The sequence below is a fragment of the Nonomuraea sp. NPDC049750 genome (genome assembly GCF_040659625.1).
Classification (GTDB): Bacteria; Actinomycetota; Actinomycetes; order Streptosporangiales; family Streptosporangiaceae; genus Nonomuraea.
In genome coordinates, this window is record NZ_JBFANB010000012.1 from 128538 (window position 1) to 151153 (window position 22616).

15 protein-coding genes are annotated in these 22616 nt (G+C 71.0%); 5 read left to right on the forward strand and 10 right to left on the reverse strand.

All coding sequences use genetic code 11. The features are described 5' to 3' along the window. Positions 1-38 precede the first annotated feature (38 nt). Complete coding sequence (locus AB0J16_RS29015; RefSeq protein ID WP_358545024.1) at positions 39-2828, reverse strand: ABC transporter substrate-binding protein; 2790 nt, start codon at positions 2826-2828, stop codon at positions 39-41. 87 nt (positions 2829-2915) lie between these two features. Next, the gene (locus AB0J16_RS29020) at positions 2916-3806 is read right to left on the reverse strand and encodes a sugar kinase (RefSeq protein ID WP_357940335.1); all 891 of its coding nucleotides are present in this window, start codon (positions 3804-3806) and stop codon (positions 2916-2918) included. Between the two features lie 169 nt (positions 3807-3975). Between AB0J16_RS29020 and AB0J16_RS29025 the strand changes: the two genes are divergently transcribed. Continuing rightward, positions 3976-6792 carry a GNAT family N-acetyltransferase gene (locus tag AB0J16_RS29025; RefSeq protein WP_358545026.1) on the forward strand — a complete coding sequence of 939 codons (2817 nt, stop codon included), beginning with the start codon at positions 3976-3978 and terminating at the stop codon, positions 6790-6792. A 95-nt stretch (positions 6793-6887) separates the two neighbouring features. Here the strand turns inward: AB0J16_RS29025 and AB0J16_RS29030 are convergent, their stop codons facing one another. Together AB0J16_RS29030 and AB0J16_RS29035 are read right to left on the reverse strand one after the other, a co-directional pair. Further along, a complete protein-coding gene (locus AB0J16_RS29030; protein ID WP_358545028.1) occupies positions 6888-7856 on the reverse strand; it encodes a C39 family peptidase in 969 nt (322 codons plus the stop codon). A gap of 43 nt (positions 7857-7899) precedes the next feature. Then, a complete protein-coding gene (locus tag AB0J16_RS29035; RefSeq protein WP_358545030.1) occupies positions 7900-10374 on the reverse strand; it encodes a hypothetical protein in 2475 nt (824 codons plus the stop codon). 549 nt (positions 10375-10923) lie between these two features. Here AB0J16_RS29035 and AB0J16_RS29040 point away from each other — a divergent pair. From AB0J16_RS29040 to AB0J16_RS29050, 3 genes are all read left to right on the forward strand, one after another. Further along, positions 10924-11514 (forward strand): DUF5998 family protein, encoded by a 591-nt coding sequence (locus AB0J16_RS29040; RefSeq protein ID WP_225288990.1) that lies wholly within the window; start codon positions 10924-10926, stop codon positions 11512-11514. 744 nt (positions 11515-12258) lie between these two features. Then, on the forward strand, positions 12259-13386 hold the full coding sequence (locus AB0J16_RS29045; protein WP_358545032.1) for an alkaline phosphatase family protein: 1128 nt from the start codon (positions 12259-12261) through the stop codon (positions 13384-13386). A 31-nt stretch (positions 13387-13417) separates the two neighbouring features. Continuing rightward, complete coding sequence (locus AB0J16_RS29050) at positions 13418-14230, forward strand: sulfurtransferase (RefSeq protein WP_358545034.1); 813 nt, start codon at positions 13418-13420, stop codon at positions 14228-14230. Here the strand turns inward: AB0J16_RS29050 and AB0J16_RS29055 are convergent. The 4 genes from AB0J16_RS29055 to AB0J16_RS29070 all read right to left on the reverse strand — a co-directional run bounded on the left by AB0J16_RS29055 (position 14170) and on the right by AB0J16_RS29070 (position 19019). After that, entirely contained in the window at positions 14170-16881 is a 2712-nt protein-coding gene (locus tag AB0J16_RS29055; RefSeq protein ID WP_358545036.1) for a CHAT domain-containing tetratricopeptide repeat protein, read from the reverse strand. The two genes, AB0J16_RS29050 and AB0J16_RS29055, sit on opposite strands and share 61 nt — an antisense overlap. Before the next feature lie 70 nt (positions 16882-16951). Beyond that, positions 16952-17398 carry a hypothetical protein gene (locus AB0J16_RS29060; protein ID WP_225288994.1) on the reverse strand — a complete coding sequence of 149 codons (447 nt, stop codon included), beginning with the start codon at positions 17396-17398 and terminating at the stop codon, positions 16952-16954. After that, positions 17395-17931, reverse strand: a complete 537-nt coding sequence (locus AB0J16_RS29065; protein ID WP_357940349.1) for a sigma-70 family RNA polymerase sigma factor — start codon at positions 17929-17931, stop codon at positions 17395-17397. The genes AB0J16_RS29060 and AB0J16_RS29065 overlap by 4 nt, the downstream gene beginning before the upstream one ends. A 74-nt stretch (positions 17932-18005) precedes the next feature. Next, positions 18006-19019: a S8/S53 family peptidase gene (locus tag AB0J16_RS29070; RefSeq protein WP_358545038.1), complete on the reverse strand. Its 1014-nt coding sequence runs from the start codon at positions 19017-19019 to the stop codon at positions 18006-18008. A gap of 175 nt (positions 19020-19194) precedes the next feature. On the opposite strand from AB0J16_RS29070, the gene AB0J16_RS29075 reads away from it, so the two are divergent. Continuing rightward, positions 19195-19689 carry a DUF3145 domain-containing protein gene (locus AB0J16_RS29075; RefSeq protein WP_357940353.1) on the forward strand — a complete coding sequence of 165 codons (495 nt, stop codon included), beginning with the start codon at positions 19195-19197 and terminating at the stop codon, positions 19687-19689. Positions 19690-19954: 265 nt separating this feature from the next. Here AB0J16_RS29075 and AB0J16_RS29080 read toward each other — a convergent pair whose 3' ends face one another. After that, complete coding sequence (locus tag AB0J16_RS29080; RefSeq protein WP_358545039.1) at positions 19955-21379, reverse strand: carboxyl transferase domain-containing protein; 1425 nt, start codon at positions 21377-21379, stop codon at positions 19955-19957. Further along, positions 21380-22612: a beta-ketoacyl-ACP synthase II gene (fabF, locus tag AB0J16_RS29085; protein WP_357940357.1), complete on the reverse strand. Its 1233-nt coding sequence runs from the start codon at positions 22610-22612 to the stop codon at positions 21380-21382. It lies immediately after the preceding gene. Positions 22613-22616: the final 4 nt, after the last annotated feature.

Genomic DNA, 22616 nt, shown 5'->3' on the forward strand with positions numbered 1-22616 from the left:
TGACGCTCAGCTGATACTCAAGGTCGCCAGGGCGCCAGTCAGCTGACGCCCATCGTCACCAGGTCGTAGCCGCCGTAGGCCGGGCTGACGTGCACGTTGGTCGCCTTCAGGCCGCGTACGAGCAGTGATCGCTCCCAGGAGAGCGGCACCAGCACGGCCTCGTCGGCGATCTTCTGCTCGACCTCGTTCCAGCGCCGGGCGCGCGTGGTGGCGTCGAGTTCGCGCTTGGCCGTGTCGATGAGGGCGTCGAGCGCGGGCAGGCGGACGTTCACGTTGATCGAGTTACCCTTCTCCAAGATCTCCCTGCTGTCGGCCAGCGGGGAGACGAACGTCTCCACGTCCGGCCAGTCGGGCGCCCACGCCCTGGCGATCAGGCCGACACCCGCCTTCTTGAGATATTCGGGATTGCCACCGTACTTCGCGTGGAAGTCCGCGATCGGGTAGCCCCGCAGCTGCACCTTGATGCCGACCTTGGCCAGTGACGCCTGCACGGCCTGCGCGGCGGCGGACTCCCCGAAGGTGTCACGGTAGATGTAGGTGGTGCTGAACCCGCCGGGCTTGCCGCAGGCGGCGAGTGACTCCTTGGCGGCGGTCGTGTCGCCGGACGCAGAGAGGCCGGGCAGGGGCGCGTGCGTGCCGGGGATCAGCGGTGGTACGAGCGAGGTCGGTATCTGGCCGCCCTGGTTCAGCCCGCCGACGGAGGCCCGGTTGATCGTCGCCAGGTCCAGGGCGCGGATCACCGCGCGGCGGCAGTCGACCTGGTCGAACGGCGGTACCTGCGGATCGATCGCCAGATAGCGGATCCGGGAGCCGACAGGGGCGTCGGCGCGGCTCTTGTACGTGGGGTTGTCGTAGATCTTGGTCGAGTCCAAGGTCGCGATCGGCGAGCCGACCTCCGCCTCGCCGTTCAGCACTTTGGCGCTCACGTCGGCCGCGGCCAGCTCGAATTGGAGCTCGTACCGGTCCGGGAGGGCCTTGCGGTTCGGGTCGGTCGCCGGGTCCCAGTTCGGGTTGCGGACCAGGACGATCTTGTTGTCCGTCGCGCTCTCGAACTTGTACGGTCCCGACGAGACCACCGCGTACCGATACTTGGCGGCGGTGTCCTTGGCCTTGGGCACGGGGACGGTCTCGGGCAACTGGGCGAGGTTGTCGAAGGCGCCGTACGGCTGCTTGAGATGGAACACGATCGTGCGGTCGTCCGGCGTCTGGATGGCCGAGTCCGTGTTCGCGGTGGGCGACTTGTACGGCCCGTTGTAACCGGCGGGCAGGTCGAGCATGGTGTCGAAGTAGGTGGGGCCGTTGCTCAAGGTGGCCTTGTCCATGCTCCGCAGCACCGCGTACTTCACGTCCGCCGCGGTGATCCGCGTGCCGTCCTGGAATTTCACGCCGTCGCGCAGCCGGTAGGTCCACGTCTTCCCGCCGTCGCTCGCCTGCCCCAGGGACTCGGCCAGGTCGGGAACGAGCTGGGTACCGGCCTGGCCGGGCACGGGCTTGAACATCGTCAGCGACCGGCCGTAGAGGCGGATGGCGTTCATGGCGTCGGGGTAGTAAGTGTTGCCCGGGTCGGAGGAGTCCAGGCTGTAGGCCGAGGCCAGGTGGAGCGTGCCGCCGGTCTTGGTGGACGGGTTGGCGACCGCCGCGACCGCCGCGTCGAAGCCGGTGGGCCCTGTCGTGGCCGGGGTTGTCGGTCCGCCATTCGGTCCCGTCTCAGGGAGGTTGCGGATGAAGATCCACGCCGCGAGGCCCACCACGAGCGCCGTGGCCACCGCCCCCACCGACACCAGCACACCGCGCCGCCGGACGCCGGGCGCGGTCACGGGCGTGACACCACCGGGATCCGTGGGTCGCGGGTACGGCCCAGGCACATGAGGGCCGGAGTCCCAGCGAAGCCCACCAGGCGCCTGAGGCCCGGAACTCCCGTGCGGCCCGGCCGGGGGTGCGGCCCCTGGGTAGGCCGCCGCAGGTGGTGCGGCCTGTGGGTAGGCCGTGGCCGGTGGCGGTGGCGGTGGCGGTGGAGGTGGGGCGCTCGTCCGGATGAGTTCTCCCAGCACCTGCTCCGCCGTCGGCCGCCGCCGGGGATCCTTGCCCAGCGCCGTCCACAGCAGCGCCCCGAGCGGCTCCGGCACTCCCGAAAGGTCCGGATCCATGCTCAGGATCCGATGCATCACCACCGGCAGCGCCCCGAACCCGAACGCGCTGTGCCCCGTGGCCGCGTACACCATCGTCCCGGCCCACGCGAACACGTCGCTGGCCGGTGACGGCTCGCCGTGGAACTGCTCCGGCGCCATGTACGCGGGCGTGCCCACCACGCTGGTCGTCAGGCTCTGGCTCACGTCCAGCGCCCGCGCGATGCCGAAGTCGATCACCCGGGGCCCGTCGGGAGCCAGCAGCACGTTGCTCGGCTTGAAGTCGCGGTGCATCACCCCGGCCCGGTGGATCGCGGCCAGCGCGGTGGCGGTCGCGATGGCCAGCCGTACCAGCGCTTGGCCCCGCAGCGGGCCTTCCCCGGACACCTGGCGCTGCAGCGACGGGCCGTCCACGTACTCGCCGACGATGTACGGCTGGTCGTTGACGGCGCCCACTTCGAGCACCCGAGCCGTACAGAACTCCGCCACCCGCCGGGCGGCCTCAGCCTCGCGCCGGAAACGTCGTACGGCCTGCTCGTCGTCGGCGAACCTGGCGTGCAGCAGCTTGATCGCCACCCGCTCGCCGCTCGGGGAGGTCCCCAGGTAGACGCTGCCCTGGCCGCCCTCGCCGAGGAACCCGGTGACCTGATAGGAGCCAACCGACACGGGGTCGCCTGGCCGTAACGGACGCACGCCCAGCATCCGGCTCCTTATCGTCCTTATCGAGGGCTCTTGCGAGAAAAACGTACGATAAGGACTCTTACGATAAAGGGCGCCGGAAAGATCGCACTAGAGGCGCGGGCGCGCTCCCAGATGAACAATCGCCTGTGCCGCCAGGTGGCAGCCGGCCGTCAGCGCCTCGGACGGCGGCTTGCCCTCCAGCCACGGCGGCAGGAACCCGGCGCAGAACGCGTCACCCGCTCCCGTGCCGTCGACGATCCGCTCGACCGGCTCGGCGTCGACCCGGACCGGCTCGGATCGGCTGTTGCCGAACCAGAGCGCGCCCTCGTCGTTCATCTTGATCACGACCTGGGGGAACCAGGCGGTGAGCACCTTGGCCGCGGCCTCGGGATCGTCGCGGCCGGTCAGCACCTTCGCCTGATCGACGTTGGCGAACAGCAGCTTGACCCCGTTGGTCCACTCCAGGAACGGCTCCGCCCCCGTACGCTCCAACGGCGCGGACGACGAGCAGTCGACCGAGATGGACATCCCGGACCGGCGAGCCATGTCGAGCGCGGCCAGCCCCGCGTCGCGGGACCCCTCATTGATCAGGGTGTAGCCGGACAGATGCAGATGACCGCCGCCGAACAGGTCGCGCGGCAGATCCTCCGGCGAGAGCGCCGCGTTGGCACCCGGGTCGGAGAGCATGGTCCGCTCGCCCTTGTGCGTGACGAGCACCACGCAGGTGCCGGTCGGCCGCTCAGGATCCATGACAAGCCGGGCATCGACCCCGTAACCCATCAGCTCCATGTCACGGTTGCGACCGGTGATGTCGGCGCCCCGGCGGCCAATGAAGGCCACCTCGGCACCCTCGACGGCCAGCCAGGAAGCGATGTTCGCCCCTGATCCACCGCCGTGCATCGTCACGATCGCCGGAGTGTCGCTCGCCCTGGCGAGCGCATAACGGGCGCGAGCGACCGCGTCGGTCATGAGATCGCCCACCACGACGACCCGCGTCATGATGCCACCACCTTGCTGCCTTCAGAACGAGCCTGGCCACGGCAAAACTAACAGCTTCCGGCCTACCCGTGGGGCGGACCCCGGACACAGGGGGGCAGTCGATGCACAAGCGTTGCCCAATAGGCCCTGCCGGACGTGGCATTCGGGACGCGGGTCTACGCTCGGGACTGTGGAGGCTCCGTACCCGGCTCACTGGGAGGCCGACGTCGTCCTGGCGGACGGCGGCACCGCCCATGTGCGTCCCATCAAGCCCGCCGACGCCGACAGACTGCGCGCCTTCTACTCCCGCCTCTCCGACGAATCCATCTATTTCCGGTTCTTCGGCCCCAGGCCACGGCTCTCCGACAAGGAGGTCTCGTGGTTCACCACCGTCGACTACGTCGACAGGGTCGCGCTGATCGCCACCATCGGCACCGAGATGGTGGCCGTGATCCGCTACGACAAGACAGGGCCCGGTGAGGGCGAGGTGGCCTTCCTCGTCGAGGACGCCCACCAGGGCAGGGGAGTGGCCTCGGTGCTGCTGGAGCACCTGGCCGCCACGGCCCGCGAGCGCGGCATCGAGCGATTCGTCGCCGACGTGCTCCCGGCCAACATGAAGATGATGGGCGTCCTGCGCCAGGCCGGATACACGGCTGAGAGCTCCTTCGCCGACGGTGTCGTCCGCATGACGCTCGACCTCACCCCCACGGAGACCTCGACCGGGGTGACGACCGCCCGCGAACACCGCGCCGAGGCCAGGTCCATCGCCCGCCTGCTCGCGCCCGGCTCGGTGGCGGTCATCGGCGCCTCGCGCGAGCCGGGCGGAGTCGGTCACACCGTGCTGCGCAACCTGCTCGCCGCCGACTTCAGCGGTCCCGTTTATCCGGTTCACCGTGAGGTACGCGCCATGGCGGGCGTACGCGCCTATCCGAGCGTGGGCGCCATCGACGACCAGGTGGACCTGGCCGTGGTGGCCGTGCCCGCCTCCGGCGTCATCGAGGTGGTCAAGGAATGCGCGGAGAAGGGCGTACACGGGCTGGTCGTGGTCTCCTCCGGGTTCGGCGAGACGGGCGCCGAGGGCCGTGAGCGGCAGGACGAACTGGCCCGCATCGCGCGCGCGTACGGCCTGCGCGTGGTCGGGCCCAACTGCCTCGGCATCGCCAACACAGACCCGGCCGTCAAGCTCAACGCCACACTCGCCGCGACCTTGCCGGGCCGGGGGCGGGTCGGCTTCTTCAGCCAGTCGGGCGCGCTCGGCACCGCCCTGCTCCAGCGGGTGGCGCAGCGGGGGATGGGCATCTCGTCGTTCGTGTCGGCGGGTAACCGGGCCGACGTGTCGGGCAACGACCTGCTCCAATACTGGGAGGAGGACGCCTCGACCGAGGTGATCCTGCTCTACCTGGAGTCACTGGGCAATCCACGTAAGTTCACCCGCCTGGCCAGGCGCCTGGCCCGCAGCAAGCCGATCGTGGTCGTCAAGAGCGGCGGCACGCCTGCCGGTCACTCCGCCGAGGCACTCGGGCTGCCCGACTCGGCGATCAGCTCGCTGTTCTCGCAGGCGGGGCTGATCCGGGTGGACGACCTCATCCAGCTGTTCGACGTGGGTCAGCTCCTGGCCTATCAGCCGCTGCCCGCCGGTCCTCGGGTCGGGCTGGTCACCAACTCCGACGCCCTGGGCCTGCTCGCCGCCGACGCCTGCGTCGCCGCGGGCCTGGAGCCCCTGCCACCGGTCAACCTGGGGGCGAGCGCCGGGGCCGCCGCCTTCGGTACGGCCCTCGCGGACCGGCTCGACTCGCCGTCGGTGGACGCGGTGGTGGTGATCTACATGCCGCCGATCCCCGGCGAGGACTCAGCGGTCGCGGCCGAACTCCTGCGGGTGTCTCAAGGCTCGGCCAAGCCGGTGCTCGCCACCTTCCAGGGGCATCTCGGCATGCACCCCGACCTGCTGGTGGGCTCGGTGCCCTCGCGGGGGTCCATTCCCTCGTACGCGGCGCCGGAGGAGGCGGTCAGGGCACTGGAGTACGTGGTCCGCTACGCGAGATGGCGCGCCCGGCCGTCTCTACCGCCCCCCGAACTCCCGGACATCGACCCCCACCGCGCCCGCACACTGATCCACCACGCCCTCCACCAGGCCACCACCGCTACTGCCCCCACCGATGACGCGGCTTCCGTATCCACGGCCCCCGCTTCTGCGGCGTCCGCTTCAGCGTCTTCCGCCTCCGACGCCGCTGCTTCTGCTTCCGCGTCTTCCGAGTCTTCCGCGTCTTCCGCGTCTTCCGAGTCTTCCGCGTCTTCCGCGTCCGCGCGGAGCTTCTTCGCCGAGCCCGGGCCGCCGGTCGAGGCCGACGCGGCCGATGTCGCCGAGTTGCTCGCCTGCTACGGGCTGAGCGTCTGGCCGGCCGAGGTGGTGCGATCCCCGGACGAGGCGGTGGTGGCCGCCGAACGGCTGGGCTGGCCGGTGGTGCTCAAGGTGGCCGGCGCCGAGGCCGCCCGCCGGGCCGGGACCGTACGCCTCGGGCTCGCGGGGCCGGACAGCGTGCGGCATGCCCACGCCGAGTTCGTCGCCCAGTTCGGCGAGGACGTGGAGCTGGCGGTCCAGCGGATGGCGCCGCAGCCTGCCGTACCGACCGTGGTGAGTGTCACCGAGAACCCGGCGTTCGGCCCCGTCGTGTCGTTCGGGCTGGGCGAGGTGACGGCGCGACTCCTCCTCGACCAGGGCTTCCGGCTCGCACCACTCGCGGGGGAGGACGCCGCCGGGTTGGTGCGTTCGGTCCGCGGGGCCCCGCTGCTGTTCGGCGAGTACGGCTACCCGCCCGTGGCGGTCGACGCCCTGGAGGACCTCCTGGTCAGGGTGGGCCGCCTGGCCAACGACCTGCCGGAGGTGGCCCGCCTCGAGCTCGACCAGGTGCTGGTGGGCCGGGAGGGCGTCATCATCCTGGGCGCCCGCGCCACGATCCGCACCCCACCGGGCCCCCGCCCGGACGGCGGTCCCCGCAGGCTGGCCTGATCGTCCCTGCTCGGCCTTCGGGGAGGCGGACGGGCCGTCGACCTCCCCGAAACCGTCCGCCGCCCTCGGCGAGCCGAGGGCGGACAAGCGCTTGGTCAGCCGTGCACGATCGCGACGTTGTCGATCCAGTTCCACGCCGTGCCCGCGTTGTCCAGGACGAGGTTCAACGCGTCGATGGAGTGTTCGCTCGCGTCCGCCGGGTCGGCGACCTTGAACGTCGTGGGATAGAAGGACCCGTCGGCGTAAAAGCCGCCGTACCCGTGAATGACGAGGTAGTGCCGCAAGAGAGAGGCCTGGTTGTTCCACGGCAACGCGCCGGGTTTCACGATGATCATCACTGGATTGCCGCGGGACAGGGAGGTGATGATCCGGTTGAAGACGATCTTGCGGGTCTGGTCGATGCTGACGTCCAGCCCTTCGAACGAGTACTGCCAGTCGGCGGCCGACAGGTATTGGTTGATGACGCCGGGGATCCGTCCCGGCCAGGTGATGCCGTAGATCGCCTCGTCGGTGCCCAGCTTGTCAGCCAGTTCGGCCTGCGGCGGAGCCGAGTAGCCCATCGTGGCGAGCGTCATCTGCACGGCGGCGGGCCCGCACCAGTTCGCCTTCTCCTGCTGCTTGAGCGAGAGTCTCATGTCCAGGGCCCGGACGGTCGGCCGCCAGGATCCGGCGATACCGAAGGTGGCGTCGGCGACGACATAGGGACGTCTGAGATCAGTGAACGCGGTGTAGCAGGCCCGGCTGGCGTTCGTGGTCATCGTCGGGCACGAATCGGAGATGGTCGGGCCGCCACCGCCGAACTTCAGCGTCAGGTTGACCTGGAAGTTGGTGTACGCGCCCGGGTTGATGAAGGCCACCGCGCGTACCTGCGTACGAGGGTCGTTGAACTCCAGGCACACCTGGTAGGCGGTGCCGTTGTACGACTCGGTGTCATTGCAGGTTCTGTTGGCCGCGGACGGATACTCGTGCCAGATTCCGGCCTGGGCTGGGAGGGCGGGCACGGCGACCACCGCGAGTGCCACGCCTGCCAGCAGCGAGAGTAGCGCCGAAAGCAGTCTTTTCACGGACTCAAGTCCTTCTCTGGGACGTGGTGCAGGGGGAGATCGGTTACGGCGCCGTCACCGTGAGCCTGTGCAGCCGCTCGTTGATCTTGTAATAGAGGTTGCCGAACCGGTCGGCCGTCAGCCCTTCCATCCCCGGGTCGGTCAGCAGCACGGTCATGGCCTTGGTCGACCTGTCGATCCGGAAGAGCTGGTCGCCTGAGGTGCCGTACACACCGCCCGGATCCTTGTCCACGGTCAGCAGGACCCCGTCGCGCCAGGCCAGGCTGGGTTTGGCGGTGTAGTCGGGGTCGGCGAACAGCCTTTTCACGGTGATCGCGTCGGGGCTGGCCGGGTCGAGTGTGAACAGCGACCCACCGGCCAGGCCCCAGAGCCCGCCGTCCACCTCGGTGAGGGCCGTGACGGCCTTGGGCGCGGTCAACGGCAGCGGGTGGGTGCGTACGGCGCCGGTCGCGGGATCGTAGGAGAACAGGGTGGCCGAGGCTCCCGGGGCGTAGACGGGGTCGACGCCCAGCGCCCCGCGCGTGGAGGTGCCGCCGAACACCTTGCCGCCCGCGTAGGCCAGCGAGACGACGGCCTGGTCCCGCACCACGCACACGGTCCGGCCCGCCGTGCCTTCCTTCCAGATGGTGAGCGCGCCGCTGCGTTTGCCGTACTTGGGCACCGTGCCCATGTACACCGTGCCGTCGGGGCCGCCGGCCAGCGCGTACGGGCGGTCCTGCGGCGGCGGCCCGTTACCCGGCTCGCAGTCGTCGGCCTTGTCGCCCACCGCGCCGCCGGTGTACTTGAGAGTGGGCGGCCACGGCCCCGCCGGGTCATAGCTGTAGAGCTTGGCCGAGGGGTAGGCGCCGATGTAGAGCCGCCCGTCGTGGGCCAGCAGGCTGTCGGTCTGGCTGAGTCCGGTACGGGTGGGCGTGTCCGGGCTGCCGTCGTCGGCGTCGCCGCGCAGCGGGTCGTAGACGCCGGTGCCACCCGTCAGGTAGCCGCCGGTGTAGATCTGCCCGTCGGGACCGGCGCCGAGCGCGTTGATCGCGGCGGGCAGGACCGGGGTGCCGCCGACGACCCGGCTGCTCCACTGACCGGTCGCGGGCGCGTACTTGAAGATCCTGGTGCCGTCGCCGGCCGCGCCGAGACCGATGAGCGTGCCGTCCACCCAGGTGTAGCCGGTGACGTCCAAGCCGGGCTGTACGGTCGTCGCCCGCACGGCCTTGGCGGCCAAGTCATAGGACTGCAGCAGGCCGTCCTTGACCAGCCAGACCTTGCCGTCGGCGGCCGGTGAGTGGTGCAGGTCCACATCGGTGATCGTGGCGTCGGTGACGGCCCGGTAGGAGCCGTCGGCGTTCTTGATGATCTGCAGGACGAGCAGCGTACGGTCGATCCAGGCGAACAGCCTGCCTCCGGTCCAGGTGAGGCCGCCCACCATGGAGTTGTGCGCGTAGGCGGCGGGCAGGAGGCTGTCGGTCCGCCCGGTGACGTTGTCGAACCTGACCAGCGCGGCGTTCGTCCCCGTGCCCAGGTAGGTGGCGTTGGCGACCGGGTCGTGGGCGAGGCTGCGCACGTACTGCGCACCGGCCACGATGGGCACGCTGCCGATCGTGGTGAAGGCGCCGTTGTCGTACTTGAAGTAGCGGCCGTCGTTGTACGTGCCCCCATACACCTTCCCGCCCGCTCCCGCCTCCAGGTCCCAGATGAAGGAGTAGCCGCCCTCCGCCCTGCCGAGGTCGGTCACCATCGCCTGGCCGGGGACGTGCCGGTAGAGCTTGGAGTTGGGGTAGGTGCCGAGGTAGACGCTGCCGTCGGTGGCCGTGGTCGCCGCCCAGCCGCCGACCGTGGGCGTGGCGGCGCTGTCCGGGATCGTGATCTTCTTGGTCACCTTCTCGGTGGCCAGGTCGATCTCCGCGAGCTGCGGGTTGGCGTCCGCGGTGCCGGTGTAGATCGCGTACGCGTCGCCGCCCGCGAACGTGGTGGCGTTGGGCACGCTGCTCTCGAGTTGCACGCCGAGATCGGTCGTGTCCTTGGTGATCAGCACCTCGTCCCAGTAGGCGGTGCCCACATTGGCGACGCCCGAGTAGATGAGCGCCGAGACCGTGGCCGTGCCGGCGGGCGCGACGCCGGAGGCCGTGACGCCGTTCCACCGCTTGCCCGTGACCGAGGCGTTCGCGCTGCCGAGGAGCTGGCCCGAGGTTCCCCTGAAGCGCAGGTACAGCTCGGCGCTACCGCTGTCGGCCCAGACCTGGGCATAGGCGGTGTAGCGCGTACCCGCGGTGGCGGGCAGGCCGGGCTGGCTCTCCCTGCCGTACGCGTTGCCCGGCTCGGTGTCGGCGACGCGCGCCGTGCTGCGGCCGTCCCAGGTCACGGCCGTGACACCGCCCGGGCTGTGCGATCCGCTCCACCCGGTCAGTCCGTCGTCGAAACCGCCGTTGACGATCCGCAGGTCGGCGGCCTGCGCCGGCGCGAGCGGGACGGTGAGCAGCGCCGTCAGCAGAGCCGTCGACAGCGCCCCTGCCAGCAGGCGCCTCATAATGTCCCCTTCACGGCGAGACGGCGCTCATCGGGCCTGAGCCCGGCCGGGTTTCGGTCGCCGGCCTCAGGTGGTGGCGGTGACGACAAGCGTGGGATGAACCCGGCCAGGGTTACCAGAGGGGATCGCGGCATGTCCGTACCTCCAGCGAGCTGTTCGATTCTGCTTAGTTTCGGCCCTGACCGTAACTTTTGGCGCACGCCTCGTCAATAGGGCGCAGCGTGATCCGCGGCGGAGACGTCTCGTCGCTGGAAAATTTGGGTCTTGACCGTAACTAGGTCCTTCTGAGAGCTTGTGATCGTTTCACTGTTCGCGAACTTGGGGTTCCCAGGCGTCCGCCTGGACGGTGGTTCTCGGAGGCTCGCCAAACCTCATTTCTATGAAATTTCACCATTTGTCACTCGAGTGGTCGGCGCGGTGGCAGTGATGAGGCGCAATGGCACGTCCGGTAATTGCACATGGCCGTACACGTAGATAACGGATAAAAGACGTTATAGAGCGTTATGTCTGGTGGGTGAGTGCACTGCGCGGTCCTGGCAGGATGGACCCATGAGGGAAACCCGAGTCTCAGCCGCGGGCCTGCGTGAAGCGATCGAGCGCAGCGGCTACTACCCCGACCTCGTCACCGATGCGGTCGAATCCGCGCTGGGCAAGGAGGCTGTGACCGCATTCGTGGTCCATCATGAGGCCACCTTCGATCCCGCGATGGAAGTGCGCAGACACGTCACCGTCCTGGTGCTGTCGACGACGAGGCTGCTGGTCTGCCACACCGACGAACACCCGGCGGTGGAAGGCGTCTCGACCTCACACGCCTCCACGACCACGGAGGCGGTGCGCCTGAGCCGCGTCCAGTCGGTCGCGGTCACCCGTGTCGTCCCCGACCCCGCCTCCTACGTGCCCGGCGTCCCTCCCACGGAGGTCACGCTCACGATCGGCTGGGGCGCCATCTCCCACGTCGATCTTGAGCCGGCCACCTGCGGCGACGAGAACTGCGAGGCCGACCACGGCTACACGGGCGCCATCACCGCGGACGACCTCTCGCTCCGGGTGAGCGAGGCGGCCGACGGTCCCGACGCGGTCAACCACGTCCTCGCCTTCTCCAAGTCCCTCTCGGAAGCCACCGCCCGCGCCACGACCTGACAAGACCACTCCCAGGCGCCCACCCTCTCGGCGCCACCAGGGCAAGAGGCATGCAGACAACGCGCACTCCGGTCCATGGGACCGCGCCCAGGAGGGAACCTCGACGACAGCGCACGGCGCTCTCGGGCGGGGCCGATGAGCCACGCCCAGACGCCAGCGCCCCGGCGGCGCCATCCGGTCCACGGCGGCGGCCGTGCGCCTGCGATGTCGGCTGCCCCAGTTGCTCCACGACATCTACGGCGTCCACGGCATCCACGGTGCCCACGCGGCCGCGCTTGGGCGCGCCGCTCCAGCCGGACATTCCCCACGAACGGCCCCGCACCATATGTACGGTGCCCAGCCGATCAAGCGAAGAAGACGGCCAAGAATACGCACGTATCGGCGCCCAGCCATGTGCGGGTTCAGCGGGCGTTTTCCTGGAGGCCCTCAGCCACGTGTGGCGGGTGGCGGTGGGTGCGGCTTGCCGTAACGGATGGACGGGGTTTGTCGGAGAGACCGCCCGCCGGGCTCTGCGGGCGTTTTCCTGGAGGCCCTCAGCCACGTGTGGCGGGTGGCGGTGGGTGCGGCTTGCCGTAACGGATGGACGGGGTTTGTCGAAGAGACCACCCGCCGGGCTCTGCGGGCGTTTTCCTGGAGGCCCTCAGCCACGTATGACGGGTGGCGTCCGCTTGGCGGTGCCGTACAACAAGCTCGGGCTCGGGGGGATTGCATGATCGGGTTTTCGGACGAACGGAATGGAGCGTCATGGGCGGATACGCGCCACTGATTCCCAGCTACGGCACCGCGTCGCTGGCCGAGCTGCCCGGGGCGCTGCTCGCGGCACTGGGCATGGCCGAGCCGAACCACCTCCAGCTCGCCCCCGCCGACCGCGTCTGCCTGTTCCTCGTGGACGGGCTCGGCGATGAGCTGCTCCAAGCGCACGCCGACCGGGCGCCCTTCCTCGCCGCCGCCACCCGGACCACGCTCACCGCCGGGTTCCCCGCCACCACCGTCACCAGCCTGTGCTCGCTGGGCACCGGTGTGGCGCCGGGTGAGCACGGCATGCTGGGTCTGATGCTGGCCGTGCCGGGCGCCGGGCACCTGTTCAACTGCCTGCGCTGGACGCTGCCCGGCGGCGCCTTCATGGAGCCGAGCCGATGGCAGCCCGCCGAGACCGTCTTCCAGCGCGCCGCCGCCGCGGGGATCGTGCCGAGTTATGTGGCTCCGGCCCAGTTCGAGGGGAGCGGCCTGACCGAGGCCGTCTACCGCGGCGTGCGCTATCTGGCCGCCGACAGCGTCGACGAGCGCGTGGCTAGGGTACGCGCGGCGATGGCCGAGCCGAGGGCCCACGTCACCGTCTACTACGGCGACCTCGACGCGATGGGCCACATGACCGGCTGGGGCAGCGAGGAGTGGCTCGACCAGCTGGAAATCGTCGACCGGATGGCCGAGCGCATGGCCGCGGACCTGCCTGCCGGCTCCGCCCTCTACATCACCGCCGACCACGGCATGGTCAACGTGACCGACAAGGTCGACGCCGAGACCGACCCGGCGCTGAGCCGGGGCGTGGCGATGCTCGGCGGGGAGGCGCGGGCCAGGCATGTGTACGCCGAGCCGGGCGCCGCCTCCGAGGTGCTCGACGCGTGGCGTGAGACCCTGGCGGGCAGGGCATGGGTGGTGTCGAGGCAGGAGGCGGTCGAGTCCGGCTGGTTCGGGCCGCGCGTGCGGTCCGAATGGCTGGAGCGCATCGGCGACGTCGTGGCCGTCCCGTACGCTGACCTGGCGCTCACCGCGCCGAGCGCGCATCCGATCGAGGCGCTGTTCACCGGCTACCACGGTTCGATGACGACGGCCGAACAGCACGTACCACTCTTGGAGGTAAGCAGCCGATGACGTCATTCATGGCATCTGGGGTGAGCACTCGATGAGCCCGTTGATCACGCCCGAGGAGCTCGCCGCGCTGGACGGCGTGACCCTGCTCGACGTGCGGTGGCGGCTCGGCGGCCCGCCGGGGATCGAGATGTATGCCGAGGGGCACCTGCCGGGCGCCGTCTTCTGCGCTCTCGACGCCGACCTCGCCGCGCCGGCCGGAGCGGCCGGGCGGCATCCGCTGCCGGAGCCGGACGACTTCGAGAGCGCGATGCGGCGGCTGGGGGTGTCCGGCGAACGGCCGGTGGTCGTCTACGACGACACGGGCTCGATGGCCGCCGCGCGGGCCTGGTGGACGCTGCGTTACTTCGGTCACCCGGACGTCCGGGTGCTGGACGGCGGCCTGTCCGCCTGGGCCGACGCGGGTTTGCCGGTCGTCAAGGAGACGCCCGAGGTGGCACCCGGTGACTTCGTCGCCAGGCCGGGCGGGATGCCACTGCTGAGCGCCGCCGAGGCCGGGGCGCTCGCGACGTCGGGAGTGCTGCTGGACGCGCGGGCGGGTGAGCGCTATCGGGGCGAGGTAGAGCCCATCGACCCCGTCGCCGGGCACGTGCCCGGCGCCGTCAGCGCGCCGACCACGGAGAACATCGGCCCCGACGGCCGGTTCCGTCCCGCGGCCGACCTGCGCGAGCGGTTCGCCGCCCTCGGGGTGGGTGAGGGGGTGCCGGCCGGAGCCTACTGCGGCTCCGGCGTCACGGCCGCGCACGAGCTGCTGGCCATGGAGGTGGCGGGCCTGCCCGCGGCGCTCTACGTGGGCTCGTGGTCGGAGTGGGTCGCCGACCCCACCCGGCCGATCGCCACCGGCTGAGCCTCCGCCGCCATCGACTGAGCGACGATCGTCATCGGCTGAGCGTCGGCGTCGGTCGTCACCGGCTGAGCTCCCGCCCGGTCCCCGGTGCGCTGAGCCCCTGCCCGGCCTCTGGTGAACCGCCGGTTTCCCGCGCCGAAGCACACGAAGCCGAGCACTCCCGTCTTGGCCGAGGCCGATGCCAGGGCCGAGGCGGGAGCCCGGCCGTCGGCGAGGAGTTCATGGAAGGCGGACATCACCGCCAACGCCTCCTCATCGCGCACCGGCACCATCCCCGCGATGACGCAGGACGTACCCCTGGCCAGGAACGTTCCGGCCAGCCCGAGCGGTGCGCCGTCCGTCGGCGTGTGCGCCATCCCCGAGTCGCACGCCGACAGCACCACGAGGCCGGCCGTCCGGGACAGCCCGAGCAGGTCGTACGCCATGAGCTGCCCGTCGGAGAGCGTGATGCCCGACAGCAGCGGGCTACGCGCGTGGAACACCCCGTGCGCCGCCAGGTGCAGCACGTCGGCGCTGGTCAGCGCCGCCAGCACGGCCCCGGAGCGGGCGGGCACCTCGCGTCCCCCGGGATGGCAGGCGAGCACTTGCGCGACCTCCGCGCGCGCGTGCGCCAGCCCCGGCCCGGCCGCGGCGATCATCACGGGCCGTTCGGCGGGTACGGTGGCGCGCCGCCCGGCCGCCAGCCAGGCGGCCGCGCTCGCGGCCACGGACACCGGACGATCACGCAGGCTCGGCAGCGCCCCCCACGGCACCGTGTGCAGCGGGCCGGCGGGCACCAGGACCAGCGGCCGGTCGGCGAGCTCGGGGTGCAGCGGCCGGAGCAGCAGGCGTTCGAGCTCCGCCGCGGCCGGCTCGACCCGGGCGGCGGCGGCGCCGCCGTCGCCGAGCGCGGCCCGGCGCAGTGCGTAGCGCAGGCGGACGAGCGCCTCGCGGATCGGCCGCACATCGCCCAGCCGCCGCAGCGTGAGCCGTTCGCCGGTGATCAGCACGGCCAGCAGCGAGGAGCCTTCGACGACGAACTCGACCAGCGCCGCGCCGCCCAGCCCGGCCCGCACGGCGTCGGGATCGGCCAGCCCGCAGGCGTGCGCGGGAGCGGCCACCGCCCGCCAGCGTTCGGCCCAGTCGAACACCTCCCGGGCGCACCCGTCACGCACCGCCATCGTCAGCCCGAACGCCGCCAGCCGCTCACCCGCCCGCGCCGCGTGGGCCCGCAGCGAAGGATCCTCGAAGGAGTCCATGCTGCCGCCCATGTCGGCCAGCCCGTCGTGGACCGCGAGGAACGCCTGAGTGACGTCCTCCCGCAGCGCCGCCTCCAGCGCGAGGGCGTGCTGACGCACCAGCACCGGGATCTGTGACACCTGCTCGAGATGCTTGGCCTGCAACTCCGAGGCAAGTGACGTGAGACGGGTCCCGGCGGGAACCCAGCGCTCGACGCGCTGGGCGTGCACGGTGAGGCGGGCCAGCTGCGCCGACGCCGTCGGGTGGTCGTCGAGCGCCAGCGCGGCCTCCGCCGCCACCAGGCGTAGCGCGGCGGCGCCCGCCAGGAAGGCGGGACCGTTCTCGAGGTCGTCGGCGCACGCGATCAGCTGGTCGAGCAGGTCCGGGGAGGAGCCCTCCAGCGTGAGGCGGGCCCGCAGCACCACCTCCGTGGCCAGCGGCAGCCATGAGAGGCGGTCCTGCTCGGCCAGCTCGACCGCCGCCTGCTCGGCCACGGCCAGCGCGCGGCGCGCGTCGCCGGTGAGCAGTTCCACCTGGGCCAGCTTCAGCCGCGCCTCGGCCAGCGCCACCAGCGCGGCCGACGATTCCAGATCGGGTACGGCCAGGCTGAGCAGCGCCCTGGCCTCGCCGGGCAGGTGCGCGGCGAGCAAGGCCCCGGCGAAGTCGGCCCGCATCGTGGCCAGCCGCTCGGGGAAGCCGAACAGCGTGTTCTCGGCCGCCCGGTAGTGGGCGAAGGCTCCGGTGATGTCGCCCTGGCGAACTGCGAGGAAGGGCAGGTTGGCGGCGGCCAGGCGGGCCAGGTGATCGAGCCTGGCGTGCCGGGAGATCTCCAGGCAGGCGGTGATGTCGCGGGTCGCGGCGTCCCAGTCGCTGCGGTAGGCGTGGACGAGGCCGCGGTTGAGCAGGCCGCCGGCCAGGAAGCGGCGGTCGTCGATGGTGCCCGGCGCGGCCACGAGCGCCTGGAGCGCGCGGTCGCACGAGGCGATGGCCTCCTGGTAGCGGCCCAGGTGGGCGAGCGCGACGGCGCGCTGGGTGTCGAGCTTGGCCCGGTCGAGCGGGGAGAGGTAGGCCCAGGCCAGGGCGGCGACCCGGAGCGCCTGCAAGGGATGGCCGCGTTCGGTGCGTACCGTCACCAAGGACAGCCGTGCCTGGGCCAGACGCTGTCGCGTGGCGCCGGGAGTGCCGATGGCCAGCCGGAGGTGGTCTTCCGCGGCTTCGAGATCGCCTAGCTCGCGGGCGGCCAGGGCCATCGCTCTGTGGGCGACCACCGCGGCTTCGGCGCAGTCCGCCGCCCGGGCGGCGGCCAGGACGGTGCGCCCGGCGTGCAGCGCCTGCTGGGGATCGACCACCGAACGCAGCACCGCCGTCTCGGCCGCCATCACCAGCGGCCCGATGGTGTCGGGGGCGGACCGGTCGTCCGACGTTGCGATCATGGCGCCTTGGGCTTCGTAGGGGAGGGGTTGGGAGCCAGGGGGTGGGACGCGGTGCCTGGCTCCCGGCTGGTCATGGGCGGATCCGCACCCACCTGGTTTGGACGGGTGCGAAGCCGGGCCGGTGGCAGACCACGCTGAGCCAGCCCGGAGGCAGGCCGGTGACCGCGAACTGGCCCGAACGCGCAAGACGCCTGGTGAGCGTCAGATGCGGGGTCCTCACATCGACGTGGCTGCCCTCGCCGGGATGCGGGAACACTTGTCCCGCGACGTCGATGAGTCCGTCGCCCACCGTCACCTCCAGATCGAAGGTGAGGCCGGCCGCGACGAAGCGGATCATGCCGGGACCGTCGCCCCCTCGTACGCCACGGGGTGCGGCGCAGTCGGCGGGCGGGGCGGTCACGGCTTGAGAGACCCGGAGTCCGAAGGCATCGCGTGCGGCGGCGGAAACATGCCCAGGGATCGGATCGCTCCCGGCGGCGAGCCGGAGAGCCGCCAGGAAATACTCATCGTTGATCATTGCACCGTCTCCTGTAGTGAGAGCAGGGTGCGCAGTTTTTCCAGGCACCGGATCCTGGTTGGACCCACGGTGCCCACGGGCATGCCGAGCCGCATCGCCACCTGCTGGCTCCCCATATCCGTCGCCACCAGCTGGAGGAGGGTGCGGCAAGGCTCGTGCATGGCGGAGACCGACTTCCAAAGCAGGTGCCTGCCGTCGGCCTCCAGGACGGCAGACGCCGGATCAGGGTCGTGTACGACGTCGAAGGAGGGAAATCCGGGTGGTTCCTTCCTGATGATCAGAAGCGCCTCGCGACGCGTGGTCGTCGCCAGCCACGCGCCGACGCCTGATGGTTCCCTGATGGTGTGGAGGTTTTCGAGCAGCCGCAGCCAGGCACCCTGGACCGCGTCCGCCGCGTCGGCTTCGTTCAGCCCGCACGCGCGGGCGACAGCCCACATGCGCGAGCCGAACCTGGACTCAAGCTGGTCCCAGGCCGTGTGGTCGTCTTCGGCCGCGGCCTTGAGCAGCTCCGCGGGATCGCGTGGCTCGTGCATGCGGCCTCCTTCGCCGTGACGGACGAGGAGGCCACCCTGCCTCCTCGTGATTGGCCGAGGACTGAGCGTAAACTCTACAGACTCGACCTGATGAGAACTCCCAGATCGGGAATTTGCCGGGTCGTCTCAGAGTCAAGGACTCGCCCGGCCGCCTCCTTGACGGGCAGGTCCTTGGCGGCGCTCGCGATGGCGCCCGCGACCAGGGCCGTGGCGAAGGAGGTGCCGCTCCAGACGGCGTAGCCGGAGAAGTCGTCGCGCTCCAGGAAACTGCTGGCCAGCCACTCGCCACGGGCGCACGCGTCGACCCAGGAGCCGTAGGCGGAGAACGGCGCCCGGTGCTCCTGCGTCGCGTCGACCGCGCCCACGCCCACGACCTCCGACAGCGCGGCCGGCCAGAACGGCCGGTCGCCGGCGGTGTTGCCCGCGCAGGCCACCGCGACGGTGTCGGTCAGGCTCCGCAGCGCGTCGGCCAGGAGGGGCGGCGGCCGGTCGTCGAAGGTGTGGCAGCCGAAGGACAGGTTCAGGACCTGTGGCGGGCGCTCGCGCAGCCGGTTGAGGGCGCGGACCACGCCCGCCTCGTCGCCGACGCCCTGCCCGTCGAGCACCCGCCACGCCCGCAGCGACACGCCCGGCGCCTGCCGCAGCAGCAGCCCGGCGAGGAAGGTCCCGTGTCCCGCCTGGGGGCCTTCGAGCATCTCGGCGTCGTCCCCGGGGTGCTCCTTGTACCAATCGCTGTCGGCCCACCACGGGTGCGGGGCGATCCCGGTGTCGAGCAGGCCCACGACGACGTCCGAGCGCGCTCTGCCCGGTTTGTACGGCACGGCCGAGGTGGGGAACGGCCGGGACGCCGGCCCGCCCCAGAACAGCGGCTGCCCCGTGAGCAGATGGTTGGGGGAGGCTCTGAAGCCGCGCTCCCGCAGATCCATGGTGATCTCGATGGGGTCGACGCCAGGTGACAAGTGGATCACGCAGACGCCGTCGGCGTCGGCGACGGCCTGAGTCCAGCGAGCCGCGGCGGACAGCGCGCCCCGGTCGGTCAGTATCTGACCTGGCCGGATGAGCGACTCGCCGACAGATTGGATGTCCATGAGCGGGTATCTTTCCGCGCTCACCCGCGTGTCACACGCCACTGCGGCACCAAGTTGGTATGGCCCCCCTCTGGTGCCCGGTAGCGACCGACGGTAGTCTCTCCCTAGTCACTTGTGATCATCCCGGGGCGAGGCCGTTGGGGAAGGCGCACCTCGTACCGAATCGGGAGGTCCGGTGTCTGCTTGTGGCGTGCTCTACGTCCACTCAGCTCAGCCCGCGCTGTGCCCTCATATCGAATGGGCGGTCGCGGGTGTTCTTGGCGTACCCGTGGACCTGACGTGGACGCCGCAACCCGCCGCGCCCAATGTCGTGCGGGCGCAGGCGGAGTGGGAGGGTCGTCCGGGCATCGCGGCGGCCATCACCTCCTCCCTCATGGGCTGGCAGCGGATCCGCTTCGAGATCACCGAGGACGCCTCACCGGGGGTCGACGGGTCCCGGCATGCCTATACGCCGACGCTCGGCGCCTTCAGCGCGGTCGTGGGGGCCGCGGGCGACATCATGATCCCGGAGGACCGGCTCCGCACCGCGATGATGATGGCCGCCCAGGGGCGCGCGGTGCTGGAGGACGAGCTGGACAAGCTGCTCGGCCGGCCGTGGGACGAGGAGCTGGAGCCGTTCAGGTACGCCGGCGACGGCGCGCCCGTCCGCTGGCTGCACGCCGCCGTCTGAGACCCGCACGAGGCCGCCTGAAGCACACGCACGCCACAACGCCTGAGGCACACACACTCCGGCGCCCGTCTGAGGGACACTCGCCAGAACGTCCGAGGGGCACCCGCCTGAACATGAAAGGGGCCCCGCACCCACTCATCGCACTCACGCGATGACCCCTCCGACAACGACATGGTCGTCGCAACTCCTCAGATCGAGGTGTTGCGACGACCACATGAACCCGAGAGGAGGTGCGGGGCCCTTCTCATGTGACTGCGGGGGGCGGCTACAGCGGGATGTTCCCGTGGGCGCCTCTGGCCGGGGTGGCCTGGGCGAGGACCTTGGCGATCGCTCCCCGGGTCTCCTCCGGCTTGATGACCTCGTCGATCACGCCCAGCTGTCGCGCCCGCTCGAGCCCACCGGCCAGCTTCTCGTGCTCCTCGGCCAGCCGCTGCTCCAGCTCGGCCCGCTCCTCTTCGGGAGCCGCGGCCAGCTCGCGCCGCTTCAGGATGCGCACCGCCGCGATCGCGCCCATGACCGCGACCTCGGTCGTCGGCCAGGCGAACACCTTGGTGGCGCCCAGTGCGCGGGAGTTCATGGCGATGTACGCGCCGCCGTACGCCTTGCGTGTGACCAGCGTGACGCGCGGCACCGACGCCTCGGCGAAGGCGTGCAGCAGCTTGGCGCCACGGCGGACCACGCCGTCGTGCTCCTGTCCGACACCCGGGAGATAACCGGGCACGTCGACCAGGACAACCAATGGGACGCCGAAAGCGTCACACATACGAACGAAGCGGGCAGCTTTCTCGGCGGACGTGGCGTCGAGGCAGCCGCCCAGCCGCATCGGGTTGTTGGCGATCACGCCGACCGTCCGGCCACCGAGGCGGCCCAGCGACGTGACGATGTTCGGTGCCCACTTGGGGTGCAGCTCGATGCCCGGCTCGTCGAGCAGGCCGTTGACCAGCGGCTTGACGTCGTATGCCCGCCGCGCCGACTCCGGCAGCAGCGTGGAGAAGTCGACCTCGTCGATGCCCGTCGTGCGCACCCGTCCCTGGTGGCCGAGGAGCACGGCCAGCTGACGGGCGCGTAGCAGCGCGTCGGTCTCGGACTTGGTGACGACGTGCACGACGCCGCTGCGCTTGCTGTGCGGCTCGGGGCCGCCCAGCGCGGCGCTGGTGACGTCCTCACCGGTGACGCTGCGGACCACGTCGGGGCCGGTGACGAAGATGCGGCCGGAGTCGGCCAGGATCACCAGGTCGGTCAGCGCCGGGCCGTAGGCGGCGCCACCGGCGGCGGGCCCGACGACCACGGAGATCTGCGGCACCACGCCCGAGGCCTTGGTCATCGCGGCGAAGACCCGGCCGACGGCGTGCAGCGACTCGACGCCTTCGGCGAGTCGCGCACCGCCGGAGTGCCAGATCCCGATGACCGGCACCCGTTCGCGGACGGCCACGTCGTAGGCGTGCACGATGTGCTCGCAGCCCTCGCCGCCCATCGCGCCGCCCTGGAAGCGGGCGTCACTGCAGAAAGCGACGACGGGCACACCTTCGACGCGGCCCATGGCGGCGAGTACGCCGCTCTTGTCTTCAGGAGTGATTAACCGCAGCGTGCCCTCGTCGAGCAGCGCGGTCAGCCTGACGACCGGATCGCGGGGATCGGCGGGCTCCTGATCGGACTCCTGCGACGCCACTCGATTGTCGAGCACAGTCATCTAAGCCCCCTTGAACACGACTGCCACGTTGTGACCACCGAAGCCGAACGAGTTGTTGACCGCGGCGATGTCGCCCTGCGGCAACGGGCGGTTCTCGCCGTAGACGAGGTCCACCTCGATGCCGTCGTCGAGGTTGTCCAGGTTGATGGTGGCCGGCACGATGCGCTCCTGGAGCGCCTTGATCGTGAAGACCGACTCGATGCCGCCCGCGCCGCCCAGCAGATGGCCGGTCATGGACTTGGTCGAGGTGACCAGCGGGTGCGTGCCGATGGCCTTGGCCACCGCCTGCACCTCGATGACGTCGCCCGCCGGAGTGGAGGTGGCGTGCGCGTTGACGTGCTTGACGTCCTGGCCGGTGATGCCCGCGTCGGTGAGCGCCTGGGTCATCGCCATGCTGATGCCCCGGCCCTCCGGCTCGGGCTGGGTGATGTGGTGGGAGTCGGCGGAGTAGCCGACGCCCGAGGCGTAGGCGTAGATCCGCGCGCCGCGCGCACGGGCGTACTCCTCGGACTCGAGCACGATGATGCCCGCGCCCTCGCCGAGCACGAACCCGTCACGGTCGCGGTCCCACGGCCGCGAGGCGCCCGCGGGGTCGTCGTTGCGGGTGGACATGGCGCGTGCGGCGGCGAAGGCGGCCACGTTGAGGCCGTGGATCGCCGCCTCGGTGCCGCCCGCGATCACCACGTCGGCGCGGCCGGACCTGATCATGTCCATCGCGTAGCCGATGGCCTCCGCGCCGGACGCGCACGCCGACACGGTCGCGTGCACGCCCGCCTGGGCGCCGCGATCGAGACCGATCCAGGCGGCCGGGCCGTTGGGCATCAGCATCGGCACGGTGAAGGGCGAGAGCCGGTTCCAGCCCCGCTCCTTGTAGGTGTCGTAGGCGGACAGCGTGGTGGTGATGCCGCCGATGCCGGAGGACACCACGACGCCGAGCCGCTCGGGCGCCACCTCGGGCGCGCCCGCGTCCTGCCAGGCCTCACGAGCGGCGACCATGGCCAGCTGCTCGCTGCGGTCGAGGCGACGGGCCTCGGGCCTGGGCAGCACCTCGGTCGGATCGACCGCGGCCGTCCCCGCGAACTTCACGGGGACGGTGTCGATCCAGTCCGCGTTGATGGTCTCGACGCCCGACTGACCGGCGAGGAGCGCCGACCAGGTCGAGGTGACGTCTCCACCGACGGGCGTCGTCGCGCCGAGCCCGGTGACCACGACACGTACCCGGTTTGCACTCACGTTT

Bases quoted from the DNA above. Each gene is read 5' to 3' on its own strand.
- AB0J16_RS29015 (WP_358545024.1), bottom strand. From the start codon at position 2,828: ATGCTGGGCGTGCGTCCGTTACGGCCAGGCGACCCCGTGTCGGTTGGC.
- AB0J16_RS29020 (WP_357940335.1), bottom strand. From the start codon at position 3,806: ATGACGCGGGTCGTCGTGGTGGGCGATCTCATGACCGACGCGGTCGCT.
- AB0J16_RS29035 (WP_358545030.1), bottom strand. From the start codon at position 10,374: ATGAGGCGCCTGCTGGCAGGGGCGCTGTCGACGGCTCTGCTGACGGCG.
- AB0J16_RS29040 (WP_225288990.1), top strand. From the start codon at position 10,924: ATGAGGGAAACCCGAGTCTCAGCCGCGGGCCTGCGTGAAGCGATCGAG.
- AB0J16_RS29045 (WP_358545032.1), top strand. From the start codon at position 12,259: ATGGGCGGATACGCGCCACTGATTCCCAGCTACGGCACCGCGTCGCTG.
- AB0J16_RS29050 (WP_358545034.1), top strand. From the start codon at position 13,418: ATGAGCCCGTTGATCACGCCCGAGGAGCTCGCCGCGCTGGACGGCGTG.
- AB0J16_RS29055 (WP_358545036.1), bottom strand. From the start codon at position 16,881: ATGATCGCAACGTCGGACGACCGGTCCGCCCCCGACACCATCGGGCCG.
- AB0J16_RS29060 (WP_225288994.1), bottom strand. From the start codon at position 17,398: ATGATCAACGATGAGTATTTCCTGGCGGCTCTCCGGCTCGCCGCCGGG.
- AB0J16_RS29065 (WP_357940349.1), bottom strand. From the start codon at position 17,931: ATGCACGAGCCACGCGATCCCGCGGAGCTGCTCAAGGCCGCGGCCGAA.
- AB0J16_RS29070 (WP_358545038.1), bottom strand. From the start codon at position 19,019: ATGGACATCCAATCTGTCGGCGAGTCGCTCATCCGGCCAGGTCAGATA.
- AB0J16_RS29080 (WP_358545039.1), bottom strand. From the start codon at position 21,379: ATGACTGTGCTCGACAATCGAGTGGCGTCGCAGGAGTCCGATCAGGAG.